This window comes from Emticicia fontis (assembly GCF_054779675.1).
The window spans coordinates 215,816-235,582 of record NZ_BAAGXU010000002.1 but is presented as its reverse complement, the minus strand read 5'-3'; the positions used below and the strand labels follow the sequence as shown (position 1 = coordinate 235,582).

The 19,767-nt window shown below is 36.7% G+C and carries 16 protein-coding genes; 7 read left to right on the top strand and 9 right to left on the bottom strand.

Features of this window, described 5'->3' with window-relative positions; all coding sequences use genetic code 11:
• Positions 1-145: 145 nt before the first annotated feature.
• Positions 146-2,989 (top strand): TonB-dependent receptor, encoded by a 2,844-nt coding sequence (locus tag ACYVFA_RS02140; protein WP_460470140.1) that lies wholly within the window; start codon positions 146-148, stop codon positions 2,987-2,989.
• 91 nt (positions 2,990-3,080) lie between these two features.
• Here the strand turns inward: ACYVFA_RS02140 and ACYVFA_RS02135 are convergent, their stop codons facing one another.
• From ACYVFA_RS02135 to ACYVFA_RS02125, 3 genes are all read right to left on the bottom strand, one after another.
• Complete coding sequence (locus ACYVFA_RS02135; protein WP_460470139.1) at positions 3,081-4,061, bottom strand: glycosyltransferase family protein; 981 nt, start codon at positions 4,059-4,061, stop codon at positions 3,081-3,083.
• A gap of 167 nt (positions 4,062-4,228) precedes the next feature.
• Entirely contained in the window at positions 4,229-4,678 is a 450-nt protein-coding gene (locus tag ACYVFA_RS02130; RefSeq protein WP_460470138.1) for a hypothetical protein, read from the bottom strand.
• Positions 4,679-4,907: 229 nt separating this feature from the next.
• Positions 4,908-5,273 (bottom strand): hypothetical protein, encoded by a 366-nt coding sequence (locus ACYVFA_RS02125; RefSeq protein ID WP_460470137.1) that lies wholly within the window; start codon positions 5,271-5,273, stop codon positions 4,908-4,910.
• A 331-nt stretch (positions 5,274-5,604) separates the two neighbouring features.
• Between ACYVFA_RS02125 and ACYVFA_RS02120 the strand changes: the two genes are divergently transcribed.
• The 3 genes from ACYVFA_RS02120 (at position 5,605) to ACYVFA_RS02110 (ending at position 9,248) form a co-directional block, all read left to right on the top strand.
• On the top strand, positions 5,605-6,972 hold the full coding sequence (locus tag ACYVFA_RS02120) for an FGGY-family carbohydrate kinase (RefSeq protein WP_460470136.1): 1,368 nt from the start codon (positions 5,605-5,607) through the stop codon (positions 6,970-6,972).
• A 35-nt stretch (positions 6,973-7,007) separates the two neighbouring features.
• Complete coding sequence (locus ACYVFA_RS02115; RefSeq protein ID WP_460470135.1) at positions 7,008-8,024, top strand: zinc-binding alcohol dehydrogenase family protein; 1,017 nt, start codon at positions 7,008-7,010, stop codon at positions 8,022-8,024.
• A gap of 132 nt (positions 8,025-8,156) precedes the next feature.
• Positions 8,157-9,248 carry a fatty acid desaturase family protein gene (locus tag ACYVFA_RS02110; RefSeq protein ID WP_460470134.1) on the top strand — a complete coding sequence of 364 codons (1,092 nt, stop codon included), beginning with the start codon at positions 8,157-8,159 and terminating at the stop codon, positions 9,246-9,248.
• A gap of 107 nt (positions 9,249-9,355) precedes the next feature.
• Here ACYVFA_RS02110 and ACYVFA_RS02105 read toward each other — a convergent pair whose 3' ends face one another.
• The 6 genes from ACYVFA_RS02105 to ACYVFA_RS02080 form a co-directional block, all read right to left on the bottom strand.
• On the bottom strand, positions 9,356-10,030 hold the full coding sequence (locus ACYVFA_RS02105) for a response regulator (RefSeq protein WP_460470133.1): 675 nt from the start codon (positions 10,028-10,030) through the stop codon (positions 9,356-9,358).
• A gap of 191 nt (positions 10,031-10,221) precedes the next feature.
• Positions 10,222-11,022, bottom strand: coding sequence for a sensor histidine kinase (locus ACYVFA_RS02100; RefSeq protein WP_460470132.1), 801 nt, complete (start codon positions 11,020-11,022; stop codon positions 10,222-10,224).
• Positions 11,001-11,648, bottom strand: coding sequence for a hypothetical protein (locus tag ACYVFA_RS02095; protein WP_460470131.1), 648 nt, complete (start codon positions 11,646-11,648; stop codon positions 11,001-11,003). Before ACYVFA_RS02095 ends, ACYVFA_RS02100 begins: the two co-directional genes overlap by 22 nt.
• A 247-nt stretch (positions 11,649-11,895) precedes the next feature.
• On the bottom strand, positions 11,896-12,336 hold the full coding sequence (locus tag ACYVFA_RS02090) for a hypothetical protein (protein ID WP_460470130.1): 441 nt from the start codon (positions 12,334-12,336) through the stop codon (positions 11,896-11,898).
• Between the two features lie 648 nt (positions 12,337-12,984).
• Positions 12,985-13,614 (bottom strand): orotate phosphoribosyltransferase, encoded by a 630-nt coding sequence (gene pyrE / locus ACYVFA_RS02085; protein ID WP_460470129.1) that lies wholly within the window; start codon positions 13,612-13,614, stop codon positions 12,985-12,987.
• A gap of 140 nt (positions 13,615-13,754) precedes the next feature.
• Positions 13,755-15,041 (bottom strand): hemolysin family protein, encoded by a 1,287-nt coding sequence (locus ACYVFA_RS02080; protein WP_460470128.1) that lies wholly within the window; start codon positions 15,039-15,041, stop codon positions 13,755-13,757.
• Positions 15,042-15,213: 172 nt separating this feature from the next.
• On the opposite strand from ACYVFA_RS02080, the gene ACYVFA_RS02075 reads away from it, so the two are divergent.
• The 3 genes from ACYVFA_RS02075 to ACYVFA_RS02065 all read left to right on the top strand — a co-directional run bounded on the left by ACYVFA_RS02075 (position 15,214) and on the right by ACYVFA_RS02065 (position 19,755).
• Complete coding sequence (locus tag ACYVFA_RS02075) at positions 15,214-15,900, top strand: NUDIX hydrolase (protein WP_460470127.1); 687 nt, start codon at positions 15,214-15,216, stop codon at positions 15,898-15,900.
• 56 nt (positions 15,901-15,956) lie between these two features.
• Positions 15,957-17,591, top strand: a complete 1,635-nt coding sequence (locus tag ACYVFA_RS02070) for a T9SS type A sorting domain-containing protein (protein WP_460470126.1) — start codon at positions 15,957-15,959, stop codon at positions 17,589-17,591.
• Between the two features lie 151 nt (positions 17,592-17,742).
• A complete protein-coding gene (locus tag ACYVFA_RS02065; RefSeq protein ID WP_460470125.1) occupies positions 17,743-19,755 on the top strand; it encodes a thioredoxin domain-containing protein in 2,013 nt (670 codons plus the stop codon).
• Positions 19,756-19,767 lie beyond the last annotated feature (12 nt).

The window sequence follows — 19,767 nt, the reverse complement described above, 5'->3', positions numbered from 1 at the left end:
GATTAATGCAATAAAATTGTGTAGATAATCTGCTTTTTTGATGTGTTTTATCTACACAACACGTATATTGGTCGCCTAACCCTTAGGCCAGGTTAAACTTTAAATAGTTTTATTATTCCAATGAGATGTTAACTAATTACTAACAATGAATAAGCATCTATTTTTATTGTCATTCACACTTTTAGTTTCTGCCAGACTTTTTGCTCAAGGAGTGGAAGTAACAGGAACAGTTCAGGAAGCAAAAACCAAAATAGCAGTGGTTGGCGCAAGCGTATTACTTATTAATCAGAAAGACAGCACACAACGAAAAGGCGTTCAGGCCGATACTGTCGGATTCTTCAAATTTACCGGAGTTCAAGCCGGGGCTTACCGGTTGCGGGTTACCTCAATCGGTTATGACGACCTCGAAACAAAAGTTACTATTGGTACAACTGCCAAAAATCTGGGAACGATTGTGATGGGCGAAAATGCCCGCCAGCTAAGCGAGGTAGTTGTAAAAGAAAAACAAATCCGTGTAGAGCAAAAAGGCGATACTGTACAGTATAATGCCAGTGCCTATAAAACCAATCCAGATGCTTCGGCCGAAGACCTAGTAAAGAAAATGCCCGGGGTAACAATTGAAAATGGGGTAGTAAAAGCACAAGGGGAAGAGGTAAAAAAAGTGACAGTTGACGGGCAGGAGTTCTTCGGCGATGATGCTACTTTGGCATTAAAGAATCTGCCTGCTGAAATCATAGATAAAGTACAGGTGTTTGACCGTCTGAGCGACCAAGCCCAGTTTACAGGCTTTGATGATGGTAACTCTGTAAAGACCATTAATATTACTACTGTTCAGGGTAAAAACAACGGGCAGTTTGGTAAGATATATGCGGGTTACGGCGAAAACGACCGTTACCAGTCTGGTGTAAGTATGAACTTCTTCAAGAAAGACCAGCGCTTGACTGTTATTGGTTTATCTAATAACATCAATATGCAAAACTTCTCCAATCAAGATATTTTAGGAGTATTGGGTTCTTCAGGCGGTGGAGGCTTTGGAGGTGGTGGCGGCGGCTTCGGTGGCGGTGGTGGTGGACGTCCTGGAGGCGGAGGTGGCAATGCCGGTGGTGGCGGTGGACGTCCTGGTGGTGGCGGTGGAAATGCCGGAGACTTCTTGGTAGGTCAACAGCCAGGAATTGCACACACAACTTCGATTGGTCTGAACTATAGTGATAACCTTGGCAAAAAAGTAAAACTGAACACTAGTTATTTCTTTAATGCAGCAGATAATGGTAATGTAAGCACTTCACACCGTGAGTATTTAGGAACTTTGCCTCAGACTTACGATGCCGTAAGTACCTCTGATAATGATAATCTGAACCATCGGGTAAATATGCGTCTGGAATATAATATCAATAAAAACAATTCAATCATTTTTACGCCTCGTATCAGCTGGCAGGATAATAATTCACTATCAACTTTAAATGCTAAAACAGTATTAGACGGAGCCTTACAGAATACAACCGAGACTTCAAGAAATACCAATACTAAAGGCTTTAATTTATCAGGAGAATTGCTTTACAGACATAGATTTGAAAAACAAGGGCGTACTTTCTCAATTAGTTTACAGGATAATTTGAATGACCGGACAAGTCTGAGTAACCAGTATTCAACGAGCCGTTATTTCTCACCAACTGACACAACACAGATTATCAATCAACGCACCAACTCGTTGACCAATAGTAATCGTATGTCGGCAACTGTAACCTATACAGAACCAGTTAGTAAAACCGGACAGTTGCAGTTTGATCACAATGTTTCATATACTATGAGTTCGTCAGATAAAAGAGTAAATGCTTTTGATGAAAAAACTGACACCTATTCTCTATTGAATCAATCGTTAAGCAGCGTTTTTGACAATGGTTACCTGACTAATCGTACTGGGGTAAGTTATCGGGTTCGTGATCAGCAATCGTTCTTTGTTATTGGAGTGGCATATCAGAATGCGCAATTGGCCAGTGAACAAACTTATCCGCTTGCACAAAATGTAAAATATACTTTCAATAGTATTTTACCGAATGCGATGTTCAATTATCGATTCAAAAACAAATCGAATTTACGTGTATTCTATCGTGCCAATAATAATGCACCATCAGTTAACCAATTGCAGGATGTAATTGATAATAGTAACCCAACACAATTATCGACTGGTAACCCTAATCTGAAACAGGATTATTCTCATAACATTTCAATACGTTACGGTCTGACCCAATCGAAAACAGCGCAAAGTCTGAATTTATTTGCAAACTTTAGCTATTCAAACAATGCGATTGTCCAATCAACATTTATTGCTGATCAGGATTACGAATTAGCCAATGGAATCATCCTTTTCAAAGGTTCTCAACTGACAAAACCTGTCAATATGAATGGTATGCTGAGTGCTCGCACATTCGTAAGCTATGGTTTACCGGTAACAGCCATTAAATCAAATGTGAACTTCAATGCGGGATTCTCTTATGCTCAGAATCCGAACCTGATTAATAATGTGAAGAGTTTCACTGATAACTATGGAATCAACGGTGGAGTTGTAGTAAGTAGTAGTGCAAGTGAGAAACTGGATTTTACATTATCGTTCTCACCAAGTTATAATATTGTTCGTAACAGTTTGCAAACCAACCTTAACAGCAATTATTTTTCGCAGATCAGTAATGCTAAATTGAATTGGTTGTTCGGCAAAGGATTTGTATTCCAGACAGAAGTAGTAAATACATCATATGCAGGTTTGGGGGCAGGATATAATAGAAGCTATACGCTTTGGAATGGTGGCTTAGGATATAAATTCCTGAAAAAACAAGCAGGCGAGCTACGTTTGAGTGTATTCGACATATTGAAACAAAATAATAGCATTAGTCGTAACATATCAACCGCCTATGTGGAAGACGTGAAAAACATGGTACTTGGCCGCTATTATATGCTGACATTCACTTATAGCCTTCGAAATTTCAGATTATAATCTAATATATTCATACAAAAACGCTCTGTCATTTTACGATGGCAGAGCGTTTTTGTATATAATCTTTAATCAGGAAAATGCATTAAATGGATTACTCGTATAGTGGCAAAAACTTAAGCGGCATTTCTTTCAATTTAGGAGGAGTGGCGTTGATATTTTGCTTATTCAATACCATCTCATAATATTTCAGATATTGGTCAGTGGTCTGCTTCATCGTAAAATTATCGGCTACGTATTCAGAACATTTTTTATTGCTGAATTGACCGATGTCTTTAATCTGAGCCACTAATTCTGACTTTTTATCTGATAAGAAACCTACTTCTTTTGTTATTAATTCAGGTAATGAGCCATAAGGTGTACCAAAAACTGGACTACCCAGATATAAACTCTCAATGATAGCAATACCAAAAGGCTCATGCCATAGTACCGGAAACAATAAACCTTTTGAGGTATGAAGCAGTTGGTTTTTCTCTTCCCCACCAATCATGCCATAAAAACTTATGCTTGGGTAAGGCGTAAACCGGAATCCCATTTTAATGTTAAGCCTGGTTCCTCCCAGAACTGCCAGTTTATTATGGCTTCTTCTAGCTATTTCAATAGCTCCTTTGACATTCTTCACACGCCATGCCGCTTTGGCAAGAAAATGCAAGTGAGTCCTTTTTTGGGTAAATGTTGGCTTGCCATATTCTTCCAGCTTCAGACCATTATACACATAAGCATCTGATTGATATCGGGCCGCATGATCTTTAGAAACAAATACGGTATTTATATCAAACTCTTCAAAATCTGACCTGTTTCCCTGATTCATCACAATGTAAGGCTTCGATATAGGTTCTTTAGGCTTTTCGTTCAGGTGTAAGATGTCTATATCATCAGGAATCTGCTGCTCAAGCGGGATTTCAGGATTATAAGTTATTACTCTGGCAAAATCACTTTTCGTGCCCTCAGGAGTTAGAAAAGTAATTTGATGCCCCCTTTTTGTTAAATCTTCACCTAGCCACCACAAAATACGTTCAATACCTCCATATTTAGTCACAGGTAACGCAGTATTACTAGAAATAAGAATATTCATTCAACGAAAGTTTTGGATTTTGTGCAAAGGTAAGAGTTCTAAGTCTAAGTATGAAAAAAAACAAATCAACTATACATTAATATCGATTGGCTATACCTCAATAAAAAAGAAACACCCTACTCGTATCATAAAGTAGAGTGTTTTTCTTAGCTAGAGAAAATGATTAATTATATTCCTCGTTTAGCATCTTCATCTGAAAATAAATACTCTAAGCCACCACAGTTTTTATTAAGCTTACCATTTTTGAATCCTACATAGGCTCTTGGATTAAAGAAACTACGCTTACCAGGCTTACAGGTAGTATCTGCTCCCCAGGCCTCACATTCTTTAATCTCTATGACTCTTTTTCCGTTTGATAGCTGTACGACGATGGAATCTGCTGTTGCCGGAAAAAACCTTAAGAGGTTTTCATCAGTCCAAAAACTAAACTCTACAGATTTATTGCGCTTGAGCTTCTCCGTTTTACCCGTTTTAAGGCTTCGGAAATACCAGCCAAATTCAATTTCATTACTTGAGTCGTTTGTAAATACTATAGAATATCGACAAGTCTTAGGTCCAATACATGACCCACAAATAAACAAACTAGTAGTTAAGGAAAGTAATAATTTAGTTTTCATAAGATTTACTCGATTGTGTAGAAGAGTAATATATTAGTCCTGCAAAAAGTAAGTAAATATATATTATTGTCAAACGATGTAATAGATTTATATGGTTTGTCAGTCTGAAAGAGATGTAAAGAATCAATTTGAACCCAAAAATACACCATATGAAATAAAGTTGCCACTTGCCAAACAAAAAAGGTAATCCAACCGGACTACCTTTTTATCTATTGAACTTCATTCACTATTATTTCATAACCAACTCTTCTTGTTCAATATCTTGTGCTCGCCTGGTGGCTTCTTTATAGCCGCTCGACGTGAGCAGATTTTTTTGTTTATAATTTTTATGCCTGTTCCCTAACTTTACATCGAAAACGACTGTAGAAGCCTGTGGTGCATTGAGATGAGCTTTGTAATTGCGATGATTCTCTAACGGATTAGTTGAGTAATCATTTGAAATCGCAATTTGTGACGCTTGCGCCGGTTTACTTTTCTTTGCTAACAACAGGTTTTGTTGCTTATAGTTAGCAGGAGGCGAACTTTTGCTTTGCGCAAAAACAGTGGATGTTACTGCAAAAGCAGATAACACCACTAAGGTGGTTATAACTTTCATCTTTTTTTCGAATAATTTTTGTTGTACTACTTATAAAACGCACAGCCTATATGAAAAGTTGCTAAACTTGTGCATATTAATTTTTTTTTAAGGTAAAGCTGAAACTCAGACTTATGCGATATTTAACTCCCGTTATTGATGAAATATATCTTTGTTGTATGTATAATATACTTATAGCGATTTTTTTATTTTTGAGTATATATACTTATAAATGGTAAATATAGAAACGAAACAGCAAAATACTGGAATTTTTGAAAAAGAATTATGCCCAGCCAGAACACTTTAATAGAAACTGTTTCTTATTTTTGAACCGAAAATTTAAGAACATTCAATGATTGAAAAGAAAAACTCTACACCAGTTTGTGCCGTTTTTGATATTGGTAAAACAAATAAGAAATTATTGGTTTTTGACCAGAATTATCAGGTATTAAAAGAAGAACAAGTAAAATTGGAAGAAAGGCTAGATGATGACGGCTATCCTTCTGATGACCTGCTTCAACTTACAAACTGGATAAAGAGCAGTTTTCAATCAGTCTCTGAAAACCCTGATTTTACAATTAAAGGCTTAAATTGTTCGGCTTATGGCGCAAGTCTGGTTCATCTGGATGGCAACGCCAAGCCTGTTGCCGCTTTATATAATTATCTGAAACATTTTCCTAAGCCACTTCACAAAGAGTTTTTGGAAAAATATGGTAAAGATATTTTCAGAGAAACGGCTTCACCAGATTTAGGAATGCTTAACTCTAGTCTACAACTTTATTGGCTCAAAAAGGAGAAACCTTCCATTTTTCATCAGATACGCCACTCACTACATCTACCACAGTATTGTAGCTTTTTATTCAACAATCAGCCTGTATCCGAAATTACAAGCGTAGGCTGTCACACCTTATTATGGGATTTTGATAAAAACGATTATCACGCATGGGTAGAGGCAGAGCATCTGCATTCTATTCAACAAAAGCCAATGTTGAGCAATAATGTCTTTACCAATGCCGACAAAAACCTGGCAATCGGCATAGGTATCCATGATAGTTCCTCTGCATTAGTTCCTTACCTGAAATCATTCGACGAAAATTTTATTCTTCTTTCAACAGGGACCTGGGCTATCAGTCTGAATCCTTTCAGCGAAGAGCCACTTACAGCAAGCCAATTGGCAAAAGATTGCCTTTGCTACATGAATTACGAAGGTAAACCTGTAAAGGCATCACGAATATTTGCAGGTAATGAGCACGAGCGCCAAACCAAACATCTGGCCGATTACTTCAATGTCAAAGTAGATTACTACAAACAAGTAAAATTTGACAGAGATTTAATTATGTTTTTGCGGAACAAATACAAACAGGCTACTCCTGATACAGCCGATGTTTTATTGGATTGTCCGTTTGTAGAGCGTAATATCAATCTCTTTAAATCTTACGAGGAGGCATATCATCAGTTCATGCTTGATTTAATGGCACAGCAGATAGCGTCGTTAAGACTGGCTATAGGTCGTACCAATGTGAAGAAAATCTTTGTAGATGGTGGTTTCTCGAAGAATGAAATTTATATGAGCCTGATGGCCGATGCTTTCTTCAATAAGCAGGTTTTTGCTTCTGAAATAGCTCAGGCCTCCGCTTTAGGCGCAGCATTGGTTATACACGAACATTGGAATACACAACCTATCCCTGAGCAGATTATTCATTTGAAGAGATATTTTTGATATACTAGCCCACACTTTATTATTTAGTCCTAAAAATGAAAGCACTATCCCTACAAGAAGCAGGAAGTTTCGTTTACCAATCTGTTGATGAGCCTACCGATTTAGAAGCAAACGAAGCCCTTGTAAAAGTACATCGTATTGGTATTTGCGGCACTGATTATCATGCCTATCGCGGGCGTCAGCCATTTTTTACTTATCCGCGTATTTTAGGTCATGAGTTAGGGGTAGAGGTAATAGCTATCGGAAAAGAGGTAAGCCATATAAAAACAGGTGATAAATGTTCTGTAGAACCCTACCTGAATTGTGGACAATGCCAACCTTGTCGGAGCGGGAAAACCAATTGTTGCGAAACCTTACAGGTTTTGGGCGTGCATACTGATGGTGGCATGACAGAATATATGAAATTACCAGCCAATAAGCTATATCCTTCTGCTCAGCTAAGCTACGAACAACTGGCTTTGGTAGAAACTTTAGGTATTGGTTGCCATGCGGTTAACAGGTCTGGAATAACTGAAACAGATAAAGTTTTAGTAGTAGGAGCGGGGCCTATTGGTCTGGCTTGCTTGCAATTTGCTAAAATTAAAGGAGCAAAAGTCGTGATGCTTGACGTAAACGAATCTCGTTTGGCTTTTGCCAGAAATGTAATGCAGGCTGATGCCACCGTAGTTGTTTCAGTGAAAAGCTCAGAGGAGATCAGAGCGCACTTTGGTGGCGATATGCCTACGGCTATTTTTGATGCCACGGGTAATCCAAGTTCAATGATGTCTACCTTTGAATTAGCTGCTTTTGGTGGAAAAATCATCTTCGTTGGCCTTTTTCAGGGAGATATGACTTTCTTTGACCCACTTTTTCACCGCCGTGAACTTACCATATTAGCCAGCCGTAACGCCTTGCCAGAAGACTTTAGCTATATTATTCAATTAATGGAAGAAGGTAAAATAGATACTAACGCCTGGATTACGCATCGAATAGATTTTGATGAAGTGGCCAATAGTTTTGACACATTACTTCAATCAGGTAATGAGTTGGTGAAGGCAATAATAATTGTTTGAAACAATTTTTTGAAATAAAAAGTGCTAAGGGGACAATAAATTTTTTAGAGAAAGCGTATTAAAATTATAATCTTCCAAGAAAAAATGGTAGATTGTAAAAATTTTACCTCCCTAATCTATCGATACCCCTTAATGAAACCCTCCAAATACGCTAGAGTGAAATTCCTGAACAAGGATAAGTCTCTTTTTTTCTCTGCTCTTCGTCACAATGTAGATGCTTATTTTTATGATAACCAGATTTCCAAAACAGGTGGACAACCCATATTAGTTAAAGCGGCCTGTATGCTGACTTTATATATTGGTTCTTATGCCCTGATTTTAACAGGAAATTTTTCCAACTGGCAAATGCTAGGGCTAACTGTTCTTATGGGAATAGGTGTTGCAGGAGTTGGTATGTCAGTTATGCACGATGCTATTCACGGCTCTTTTTCAGAGCATAAGTGGATTAATCAACTTTTTGGTGCTTCTTTATACCTTCTAGGAGGGAATGTGTATAACTGGGAGATTCAGCATAATCGTTTGCATCATACCTATACCAATATTCATGAGGTTGATGAAGATATTACAGGTAAATTTCTGTTAAGACTTTCATGCGGTGATAAACTGAAAGCTATTCACCGGTTTCAACATATTTATGCGTTCTTTTTATATAGCTTAATGACCATTTCGTTTTTGTGGAAAGATTTCAAAGAAATTGGTCTTTATAATCAAATGTCAAAGACGGGTTTGGTTAAATCATTCCCGCGCAAAGAAATTATATTATTAGTTATTGGCAAGTTAAGCTATATATTGATCATAGCCGTTTTGCCTATCTATTTGCTAGATTTAAGTTTCGGCCAATGGTTGATTGGCTTTTTAACTATGCACTGTGTAGCGGGATTGATATTGAGTACTATTTTTCAACTGGCGCATGTGGTAGAAGGCGCACATCAACCCTCACCTGATGAAAAAGGTAATATTGAAAACACCTGGGCGATTCATCAATTGCAAACCACTTCGAATTTTTCAAGCCGTAACTACGCATTGTCATGGTATATTGGCGGGTTAGACTATCAGATTGAGCATCATCTTTTTCCGCATATTTCACATATACATTACCGTGCCATTTCTTCAATCGTCAGAAGCACAGCACATGAGTTCAATATTACTTATAACGATAAAGCCTCATTTGCTAATGGGCTCAATTCGCATATAAAAATGTTAAAATACTTAGGAAATAATTAATAAGATTAGTATTTAGTTTTACTATTTTTCAAGATTTATTCCAGTATCACAATTTAAAAAAATTGTGATACTTTTGTCTTCACTAATTCGCTATTCACGATTCGTGATTACAACAATGCCGAGGGGTCAAGCAGATTATTTTTTATAGCAAATACTACTAATCCTGCTGTGTTTCTCACACCAGTTTTTTCTAATAGGTTATTACGGTGCCCGTCAACTGTACGGGTACTGATGAATAATTTCTCCGCAATTTCTTGTGCAGTATACTGTCTGCAAATCAGGTCTAAAACTTCTAACTCTCTTTGCGTAAGCGTAGAAGGAATATTATCCTGAATCAGTAATCGTGGTTTTTTGCCAAGCATTCTGTTTTTCATGGCTTTAAGAAATACTTCGTTAAAATAAAATCCTTTTTCAATTACAGTCAAAATAGCCTTTTCAACCTCAGTAGGCTCAACATTTTTAAAGAGGTAAGCATTAATGCCCAACTCCATTAGATGAGCTACAAAACGCTCATCGCTATGCACCGATAGGATAATAACCTTAATCTCCGGATAGTCACTATGCAGTATTTTAGTGGTTTCTACACCATTCAATTCCGGCATAGACAAGTCAAGTAAAACTATATCAGGTTTTGTTTCACTGGCTTCAATTGCCTCAAGTAAGATTTTGCCATTGTCAGCTTCAATCGTTATCTGTGTATCTTCAAGGCTGTTGATAATGGCGGCCATACCTTTACGAAACAGAATCTGGTCATCTGCAATAGCTACATTAATTTTTTTCATAAATATGATTAATCAATATAAATTATTGATTGATAAGTTTCAACAGAGTTCAGTCAGCAGCAGAGAAAGTTTTGATTAGGAAACTTTAAATTAAGTTGATGTATGCATATCCATGCCAGGCAAAGCAAAGGCATTGCTTGGAATAGATATTCCTAGAGTAAGTTTTAGATAGATAAACAGGTGTTTGGTAATTAATGAGTAAGTGGGATTTCAATCCTCACTTTTAATCCAGCATTGGGTTGTGTTTCAAATTTTGTTGTACCATTCAATACTTTTGTGCGCGTTTCTATATTTTTTAGCCCTAAACTTCTTTTCTTATACGCTTCATTGAAATCAAAACCTTTACCATTGTCAGTATAATTAATCTTTAGAATTGCCCCTTCTTTAGCCATATCAATAAGAATCCGGGTAGCTTCTGAGTGTTTAACCGCATTATTGAGTAACTCTTGCAATAAACGATAAGCTGTCAGATTCAATGTATTACTAATAGTACTCAAATCTCCCATGTTCAATTGAATATCAATATCTACTACATCGAGAATTTTTTCACAGAGCCCTTCAATGGCATAAGCCAACCCAAATTCTTCTAAGCCCTGTGGTAATAGGTCGTTCGAAATACGCCTTACATTATCTATCGTATTATCAATCAGTTGTTTATACTTAGTGCCAGCAACCTCCATTTCTGATGCTTTTGTAGATGCCATTTCACCGACTAATAGGCGCATTACCGATAACGAAGCACCTACTTCATCATGCAGGTCTCTGGCCAATCTTTTTCTTTCGCCTTCAATCGCTTCAAGGGTACCATAGAATAATTCCTGCTGATGCTTGGTTTCAGCTGCCTGCACACTTATTTTATGCTCAAGCATCCTGCGTTGATACATTATCATAAAGATAATGATACCACTGGCCAATAAGAAAAGCATGATGGTGCCACCGATAATCATAACATACATATCAACAGATGCACCTACTGACGAGGACTGTGCCATAAACCAATTCCGATAAAAATATACATCAAGCCTAATATCCCTGCATGAATTGCCCATGTAAGCATACTTAGCTGTATATCCTGAGTTAAGATTAAATTGCCGAGAACAAATAGAAAAAGACTGCCTGCAAAGTAAAACAGAAAACCGGCATTAATCCAAAACAAAGGTGATTTTTCTATAGAAATTATTTCTAATGATTTAAGGGTTTTATAATAGGCCATAATGGCATAAAATACTACGAATAAACACTCTAGCCCGCGCGGATAGGCATTTTGCTCATAAATAGATTGAATGTAAAATGCATTTATGAAAGCAAATATTGCGAATCCTATAAAAAACGCATAAATGATTTTTTTATTAATAAAATTACCAAGGTATTCCTTATAAAACCATGATATCAATCCAAACTCCACAACTGTATAGAAATGCAGATAGGGAGTATTATTATTAGTAAAGAAGACTGAAAACGTGGCTACCAGTTGTGAAAAAAGTGCAAAAGCCAGATAATATCCGATAGGCTTTAATTCTTTTTTCAGATACTTCCACCGATATACAGCAATAGCCAGCGGAAAGAGTAAAACAAAAGATACGTATGTCACTAAAAAATTTCCAATAGTTTTTAGCATTTCGGGTAAGGTGTTAGGTAAATTTTAGCTCCGCAAATATATCTATTCGCAGAGCTAAATTTATAAAAATCTGAAGCAAAGGTTGTTTTGAGTAAATCGGGGACAGGATTCGCCATCATCACAGAAAAAGTGTAATAGCAAAAAAAAACCGGAAATACGCAAATGCACATTTCCGGCGCATACCTCTTTACCAGGGTTAAAGGTTAATAGAAGTATGTATAATCTAAAGTAAACTTATTAGCAATTATCAGTTATTAAGTTCACTATCCGGATCACAATACGGTGGACAAATCTTAGAGTAATCATTTACATACTGGTCTGTCAAAGAAGCAGGATCATAATTAATCAGGTCTTTAATTTTCAGACGAGTAGCTGGGCTGACATCCTCTGGCCCTACTGCATTTACCATTAATAAGTGAGGTTGATAAACCCCTGTTTCAAGCAACTCTAAGCCAATGTACATACGTATCCAGTTAGCATCTGGAGCAAGGTTCGACAAATCCTGTAAATCCTGTTTTCTAACGGCAAAGGCTTTCATTTCACTTGGTTGAATTTTGGCTTTGTGTAAGTCAAAATCAAGCCAGTTGTTAACCCATTCTTTGGCTGTTTTTAATGGAATTTTGTAAGGATCTGGATTAACCGTTGGACCACTTACCGGCGCATTTGCATCTTTTACATCTAAGTTCATTTTATTTGATGGTTAAGCAAAATTAGGTGCTTTCAGAGGCACTCATATGCGTAAAAATACCTGTTTTTGCGGAGGTGAAAAATTACTTAATTACATATTCAAAAAGCAAGCCAAATAGAAACCAGTTTTTTCATCTAAAGACATCAAAATTAAAAACAGGTATTTTTACGCATTTGTAGTTTTAATTTTATTCTCAATTTTGAGCATTGATTTTTAGCACGATAAAGAGCTATAATTTTTATAAAGTTGATACACCTAACCACCTATCATTTCTTTATAGAAACTAATGTAGTGAAGCTATACTATTACAATCTGTAAAAAATTGCTTGACTATCAGAAAAGAGTCCACATAATAAAAGATTTTAGTAAGAATAAAATAGGGTTTGGCCTAAACAACACCAGCAAATGTCTACTTGATTTTAGTAAAACATTTCTTCTCTTTTTATTCTTTATATTAAACACCCTTAAACCAAGAGGTTTATTCTCACATTTGAACTTATCAATTCAACCTGCTTCATCTTTTCCTGACAAAATAGAAGGCATTTACTTTCATTGAAACATAATTCGTATTAAACCCAGACTAAGATTAAATAAAAAAGGTAGATTCTGTACAAGAATCCACCTTTCGTTCAGAAATATCTACAATAATTAAACGCCCCAGGTTTCAGGCTTTCTGCGCCATTTTTTCAATGATTCCAGAGATTCGGAAGAGATATAATTTTGTTTAATAGCCTCATCTATTAAAGCATTATAATTGCTGAGCGTTACTAATGGCACACCTTTATCCGCAAAGTTCTTATCTGCTATTTTAAAACCATAAGTGAAAATGGCAACCATTCCTACAACCTCAATTCCTGCTTCTCTGAGCGCATCAACTGCTTTCAATGAGCTGCCACCAGTCGAAATGAGATCTTCAATTACAACCACTTTCTGGCCTTTTTCAATACGTCCTTCAATCTGGTTACCCATGCCATGTTCCTTTGGCTTCGGACGCACATACGCAAATGGTAAGCCTAATGCTTCAGCCACTAAAGCCCCTTGTGGAATGCCCGCTGTAGCCACACCTGCAATGAGTTCCGCATCTGGGAAGTGCTTTTTAATGGCTTTCGCCAGTGATTTTTTAATAAACGTTCTTGCTTCAGGATAAGACAATGTTACACGATTATCGCAGTAAATAGGAGAATTCCAGCCAGAGCTCCATTTGAAAGGTTGATCCGGACTTAGTTTCACTGCTTTGGTCGACAACAAATAAGAAGCAATTTTGTGGGAAGTATTCATTTAATAAATATTGAGTGAATGAGTGATTTAATGAATGAGTGATTGAGTGTTTGCTTATCGAATTTCTATATATTCAAATCACAAATTTAAATTTCTTACTTGTTTAGTAGAGTTTTTATAATCACTCAATCACTCATTTGTTATTCTTGCGCTGGGCTTTTCATGACCAGAATCTTGTCAATACGGTTTTTATCCATATCAATAATCTCAAACTCATAGTCTTCCCATTCAAATTTATCACCTGTATCAGGAATTTCTTTCAGGATATTCAAAGCAAAGCCCCCAAGGGTATCAAAACCTGTATATTCTTTACGATTGTTTATCTGAATTTCGAAATGATTCAGAAAATCATCAAAAGGCAAAGAGGCATCTACCAGGAAGCTGCCATCTTCACGTTCGTGAATATCATACTCAAACTCATCATCTACCGAAATGTCACCCACCAAGGCGTCTAAAATATCATTTAACGTAATTATACCTAATACGCTGCCATACTCATCGACTATGATACCTGCATGGATACGTTCTTCGCGGAATTTTTCTAATGCCTGATAAGCATGATTATTTTCTGGAATAAATAAAGGCTCTTTTAGTAAAGATTCTAATTTCTGTAGTTCAGTATCCAGATTTTTCCCTAATAAGTCCTTTATATAAAGCAATCCAATAATATTATCGACACCATCTTTACAAACCGGATAAATCGAATGTTTATATTCCAAAACCTTTTCTTTATTCTCCTCTACCGTATCTTCCACATCCAGCATCGTAATTTCGTTACGACTTGTCATTAGGGTAGTGATTTTTCTGTCACCTAAATGAAATACGTTCTGTACAATCTCCTGCTCAATCTCATCAATTGCTCCGCCAGTAGCACCTTCCTGAATAATTGACTTAATTTCTTCTTCAGTTACCGAATTCTCAGATTGTTGAATTCCTAAAATCTTGAAAATCAAGTCACTACAAATCGTAAGAAGCCATATAAAAGGTGATGTAATCTTTGAGAGAATATTCATGGGTGCAGCCATTACCTTGGCTATAGCTTCAGGGTTTGCCATACCTATACGTTTTGGAACAAGTTCTCCCAAAACCAACTGTACAAAACCGATAATTAATACAACCAAACCGACAGCAATTTCATCGGCATACTGTTCAGGCAAACCCCAACCCATAAGATTAGCTTTTAAACCTCCAGTTAAGCTATCGCCTGAGAAAATACCGGTTAAGATACTAATGAGGGTGATACCAATTTGAACGGTTGACAGGAAACGGTTGGGTGAATTTGCAAGGTCGAGCGCAGCTTGGGCTCTTTTATCGCCATTTTTACTTAATATTTCGAGTTTTGTTTTGCGGGAAGATACTAAGGCAATTTCCGACATGGAAAAAATACCGTTAAGTATCACTAAAAAAAGGATAATTAAAATTTCCATTTAAATGGTTTTGACTCCACAGTTTGCGAGTCAGATGATGATTAGGATGCAAAATAATATGTTTTATAGATATTGTAAACGAAAAGCGTATTATAATTTTTTTGAGGTATCTCTTTCTTTCAAAAAAATTACGAACTTTGTTGTCTGAATCAAATCTGCCTGAACAAAACAAATGGTTATCTTCATTGACGACAAACCTGTAAAAATTATTAGTAAGAAAAAGTTTCATAACCTGCATGGCAGTGATTTTGATACAATATTAGATGCTCGTCTGGAGCAATTAAGTGAGAAGAAGTTTAAAGGGCATGTGATTGTATTGAACGCTTCAGCTTCAACTATCGAAAAATTTTTTCGCCTTTTATCGACTATAAAAGACTTTGGTTATCAGTCTGTTGTATTTATAGTTGAAGATAAAGAAGCTATTGAAGAGCAGATAAAGTCTTATTATCGAGTAGTAAAGGCAGCGGGAGGAGTGGTTTTCAATAATGAAAACAAAATTCTGATGATGCATCGCCTTGATAAATGGGATTTGCCAAAAGGTAAGCGCGATGATGATGAAAAATCAAAAGCTACCGCTGTGAGAGAAGTTGCAGAAGAATGTAATATAACAGTAGTATTAGGTGAAAAAATTTGTACTACCTGGCATACCTATGCCATGAACGGCAGCAAAATATTGAAACGCACCAAATGGTATAGAATGAATTGCATAGACGATTCAGAAATGCGACCTCAGTTGGAAGAAGGTATCGAAGAACTACAATGGATGGACGAAAAACAGATCCAGAAAGCACTAATCAACTCTTATAGTTCTATTCGGTATGTTTTTGATGAATTGAAGAATAAGGGAAGTGGATTTTAGTTTTGTACTGTATGGTCGATTAGGTCGAGTAAAAATGTATCAATAAAACCTAGTATATGATAAGCCACAACAAAATAATAAGACTGACTACTAAACAATTGACCACCACTATCAAGTTAGTAGCAGTCTTATTATTTATTGTTTATACGCAACAATCTTACTCGCAAACCTGTAACTCAACTAATTTTCAGTTAAATCCGACTACCCAGAATAAAAGTATAGATTGGCAAAAATTCCCTGAATTCAGTTTGCCATTTTCCATAATATATGGAGGACCCAGATTTGGTGACAATCAAAGACTTCCATTAAAACATGGTTTCAGTCATTTAGCTACTTTTGAAGGCGCTGACGATAATCTGCCAAAAAGCCAGCGAGCCATTGCCTGGTATGGAGTAGCCTATACTGGTACTAATCAGCCTTGGGAAACAGTCAAAAGCCCCTGGAATAATAATATGGATGGATATAGAGCCAAGTGGCAACACGAACTGTCAACTATGCCGGAAGTTGATCTATTAGTGCCTGATATTGAAAGACAAATCAAATCAAATGATTCTATTCTGATATTAAAAAATCATCCGACTACTCCTGTTGCTTATCGGAATCTTGATAATAATTCTTTTACAATACAATATAAGAAAGATTTGCAGGCAATTTATGCAGAATCATTTGGGTTTGCGAAAAATGCTAAATTGGCAAGAATAGGAGGGTACTCAGATGCGCCTATTCTGAATACCTATATCAATATACCCGGAAATAGCTGGCAGAAATGGACAACTGACCCTAGTTTACTAAACTATTTGTTTTATGATTTTTCGACTAATACGATAGGTGGGGAGGTTTTTAATAGGCAAGATTTCTTTAGCCCAGCCGCCTATTATTATTACGATTATCCACACCCATTGGCTCCGGATTATCTGGCTTATCTCTTATTTCAGATAGAAGTAAATAAGGCTTGGGCACCAGGTAAATCAATTATTCCCTTTGTTTGGTTGCGATACAGTTATGTAACTGATGCTGCCCGAAAGTTCATTCAACCATATATGGCCGAGGCCACTGCTATTTTCCCTTTCTTTTCTGGTGTCAATGGTTTATGGCTTTGGGATGATCCGACTTTATTTGATAACAATGAGAACTTTTCTACTTACGAATTCTTCATTCGAGGACTCTATCGCTTGTCTCAAAATAAAGATATGTTTACAGGTGCTTATCAATTGGTGATTCCTCAACCTGCGCATAGTTATGTGGATAGTCATAAACCCATTTGGAGAGGAGTAGCTAAAGGAAATGATTTCTTAGTGGCGGCTCATAATCCATACGCTAAAGATGAAAATGAAGTAGTGATAGTAGAAGCCACCTACAACAACTGGAAAGTAAATGTATCATTGAAAGGTTATGAGGTATTTCTTTGTAAGTTTGATATGACTTTATTGGCTAACGAACCCAATCAATCATTCACTTCTTTCAATATTTATCCAAACCCCTCGCAAGAAAATCTGACTATTAGTATTAACAGCCTGCTTCAACAAACGACTAAACTAGAAATTATAGACGCACGAGGCAAAGTCTTGCATCAGGAAAATACAAATTTACAACAAGGAGAAAACATCAAAACTATAAAAATTGGACACCTTTCCAGTGGTACTTATATAATAAGAACCTTAAATCAGGCAAGGAAATTTATAAAGGACTAATGTGTATTGACACTCAGTGAAACTTACGAATCAATACTATGTTATTTCGTAGTTATAAATAATAGCTTTTGATTACCGCAATAATTTGATTTAGCTCGAACAACTTAAGACACTTCGATGTTTCTAACATCAAAATCATTCCTCATAAAATATGCCCAATCAACTCATTCACGAAACAAGCCCATATTTGCTTCAACATGCTCACAATCCTGTTGAATGGTATCCATGGGGCGAAACAGCATTACAAAAAGCCAAAACTGAAAATAAACCTATTTTAGTCAGTATTGGCTACTCGGCCTGCCATTGGTGTCATGTAATGGAACGTGAATCGTTCGAAAATAGCCAGATTGCAGCCTTGATGAATGAGCATCTGGTATGTATCAAAGTAGATAGAGAAGAACGCCCAGATGTAGATGCCATTTATATGGAATCTTTGCAAGCAATGGGTGTAAGAGGAGGTTGGCCCCTGAATGTATTTCTGATGCCTGATGCACAACCTTTTTATGGAGGTACTTATTTCCCGCCACAAAACTGGGCCAATCTGGTAGTAAGTATCAAACGTGCTTTTGATGAGAATTACGATAAATTGCAGGAGTCGGCAGAAGGATTTACACAAAATATGCTTTTCAAAGAATCAGAAAAGTATGGTTTGCAAGCAGATGAAGAATTAACTTTTACAGAGGAGGAATTAGTAACAATATTTAACCGTATACGTGTTGATTTCGATTATGAGAAAGGTGGAATGAATAGGGCGCCGAAATTCCCGATGCCCAGTATTTGGAAATTCCTGCTTCGTTATTATTCGGTTACCAGAGACGAACGTGCCTTGCAACAGATTAATCTAACGCTTGACAGACTATCTTTAGGGGGTATTTATGATATTTTAGGTGGTGGTTGGACACGCTACTCAACCGATGAAGACTGGAAAGTACCGCATTTTGAAAAAATGTTGTATGATAATGGCCAGCTGGTCTCGTTATATGCAGAAGCATACGCACTCACCAAAGACCATTTGTATAAGGAGAAAGTTACTCAAACTATTGAATGGCTGGAGAGAGAAATGACCAGCGAAGAAACAGGATTTTATTCGGCTTTAGATGCTGATAGCGAAGGCGAAGAAGGGAAGTTTTATATCTGGACAAAAAAAGAAATAGACTCTGTTCTGGTCGAACAATCGAAAGAGTTTTGTGAGGCATTTAATATAACTGAAGAGGGCAACTGGGAGCATGGTAATAATATCCTGCATCTAGAAGATCGCCTTTGGGGGATAGATAATAAGCTATGGGGTAAACTTTTTGCACAATTACTAGAGCAAAGAGACAAGCGTGTTCGTCCGGGATTGGATGATAAAATACTATGTTCCTGGAATGGGCTTATGCTAAAAGGTTTGGTGGATGCCTATCGTTATATCAATGAGCCAAAGTTTTTAAGATTAGCATTAGATAACGCCCATTTCCTGAAAGAAAAAATGACAGCCAAAGTATTGACAGAAGAAGGAAAAGAGGGTAGGGGGTTATGGCATAACTATAAAAATGGGAAAGCTACTTTGGTTGCCTATCTGGAAGATTATGCCAGTGTAATAGATGCCTACACATCTTTATATCAGGTTACTTTTGATGAGCAATGGCTTAAAGAAGCTGAAATGCTGGCTGATTATACAATTGCTAATTTCTATGATTCCGAAGACGAATTCTTTTATTTTACAGATAGTCAGGGCGAACAATTAATAGCCCGCAAAAAAGAATTATTTGATAATGTAATTCCTGCATCAAACTCTATTATGGCAGGTAATTTATATAATTTAGGATTGATTCTTGACCGTCAGGATTTTATAGAGATAAGCAAAAAGATGTTGGGCAAAATGAAAAAACTGGTGCTGACAGAAACCCAATGGCTAACTAACTGGGCTACTTTAGCTACTCAATTTGCCAAACCAACAGCCGAAGTGGCTATTGTAGGCAATGACCTGCTAAATGTAAGAACCATTTTAGACGAGACTTATGCGCCTAATAGAGTATATGTAGGCACGCAGAAATCATCTGATTTGCCATTATTACAAAACCGAAATGCGAAAGATGCTGAAACCATGATATATGTCTGTTACGACAAAACCTGTCATTTACCAACATCCGACATCAGCAAAGCATTAGAACTAATGAAATAAAAGATTATTCAA

What these genes read in the sequence shown, in the direction of transcription:
- ACYVFA_RS02140 (WP_460470140.1), top strand. Translation starts at nt 146, where the DNA reads ATGAATAAGCATCTATTTTTATTGTCATTCACACTTTTAGTTTCTGCC.
- ACYVFA_RS02135 (WP_460470139.1), bottom strand. Translation starts at nt 4,061, where the DNA reads ATGAATATTCTTATTTCTAGTAATACTGCGTTACCTGTGACTAAATAT.
- ACYVFA_RS02130 (WP_460470138.1), bottom strand. Translation starts at nt 4,678, where the DNA reads ATGAAAACTAAATTATTACTTTCCTTAACTACTAGTTTGTTTATTTGT.
- ACYVFA_RS02125 (WP_460470137.1), bottom strand. Translation starts at nt 5,273, where the DNA reads ATGAAAGTTATAACCACCTTAGTGGTGTTATCTGCTTTTGCAGTAACA.
- ACYVFA_RS02120 (WP_460470136.1), top strand. Translation starts at nt 5,605, where the DNA reads ATGATTGAAAAGAAAAACTCTACACCAGTTTGTGCCGTTTTTGATATT.
- ACYVFA_RS02115 (WP_460470135.1), top strand. Translation starts at nt 7,008, where the DNA reads ATGAAAGCACTATCCCTACAAGAAGCAGGAAGTTTCGTTTACCAATCT.
- ACYVFA_RS02110 (WP_460470134.1), top strand. Translation starts at nt 8,157, where the DNA reads ATGAAACCCTCCAAATACGCTAGAGTGAAATTCCTGAACAAGGATAAG.
- ACYVFA_RS02105 (WP_460470133.1), bottom strand. Translation starts at nt 10,030, where the DNA reads ATGAAAAAAATTAATGTAGCTATTGCAGATGACCAGATTCTGTTTCGT.
- ACYVFA_RS02100 (WP_460470132.1), bottom strand. Translation starts at nt 11,022, where the DNA reads ATGGCACAGTCCTCGTCAGTAGGTGCATCTGTTGATATGTATGTTATG.
- ACYVFA_RS02095 (WP_460470131.1), bottom strand. Translation starts at nt 11,648, where the DNA reads ATGCTAAAAACTATTGGAAATTTTTTAGTGACATACGTATCTTTTGTT.
- ACYVFA_RS02090 (WP_460470130.1), bottom strand. Translation starts at nt 12,336, where the DNA reads ATGAACTTAGATGTAAAAGATGCAAATGCGCCGGTAAGTGGTCCAACG.
- pyrE (WP_460470129.1), bottom strand. Translation starts at nt 13,614, where the DNA reads ATGAATACTTCCCACAAAATTGCTTCTTATTTGTTGTCGACCAAAGCA.
- ACYVFA_RS02080 (WP_460470128.1), bottom strand. Translation starts at nt 15,041, where the DNA reads ATGGAAATTTTAATTATCCTTTTTTTAGTGATACTTAACGGTATTTTT.
- ACYVFA_RS02075 (WP_460470127.1), top strand. Translation starts at nt 15,214, where the DNA reads ATGGTTATCTTCATTGACGACAAACCTGTAAAAATTATTAGTAAGAAA.
- ACYVFA_RS02070 (WP_460470126.1), top strand. Translation starts at nt 15,957, where the DNA reads ATGATAAGCCACAACAAAATAATAAGACTGACTACTAAACAATTGACC.
- ACYVFA_RS02065 (WP_460470125.1), top strand. Translation starts at nt 17,743, where the DNA reads ATGCCCAATCAACTCATTCACGAAACAAGCCCATATTTGCTTCAACAT.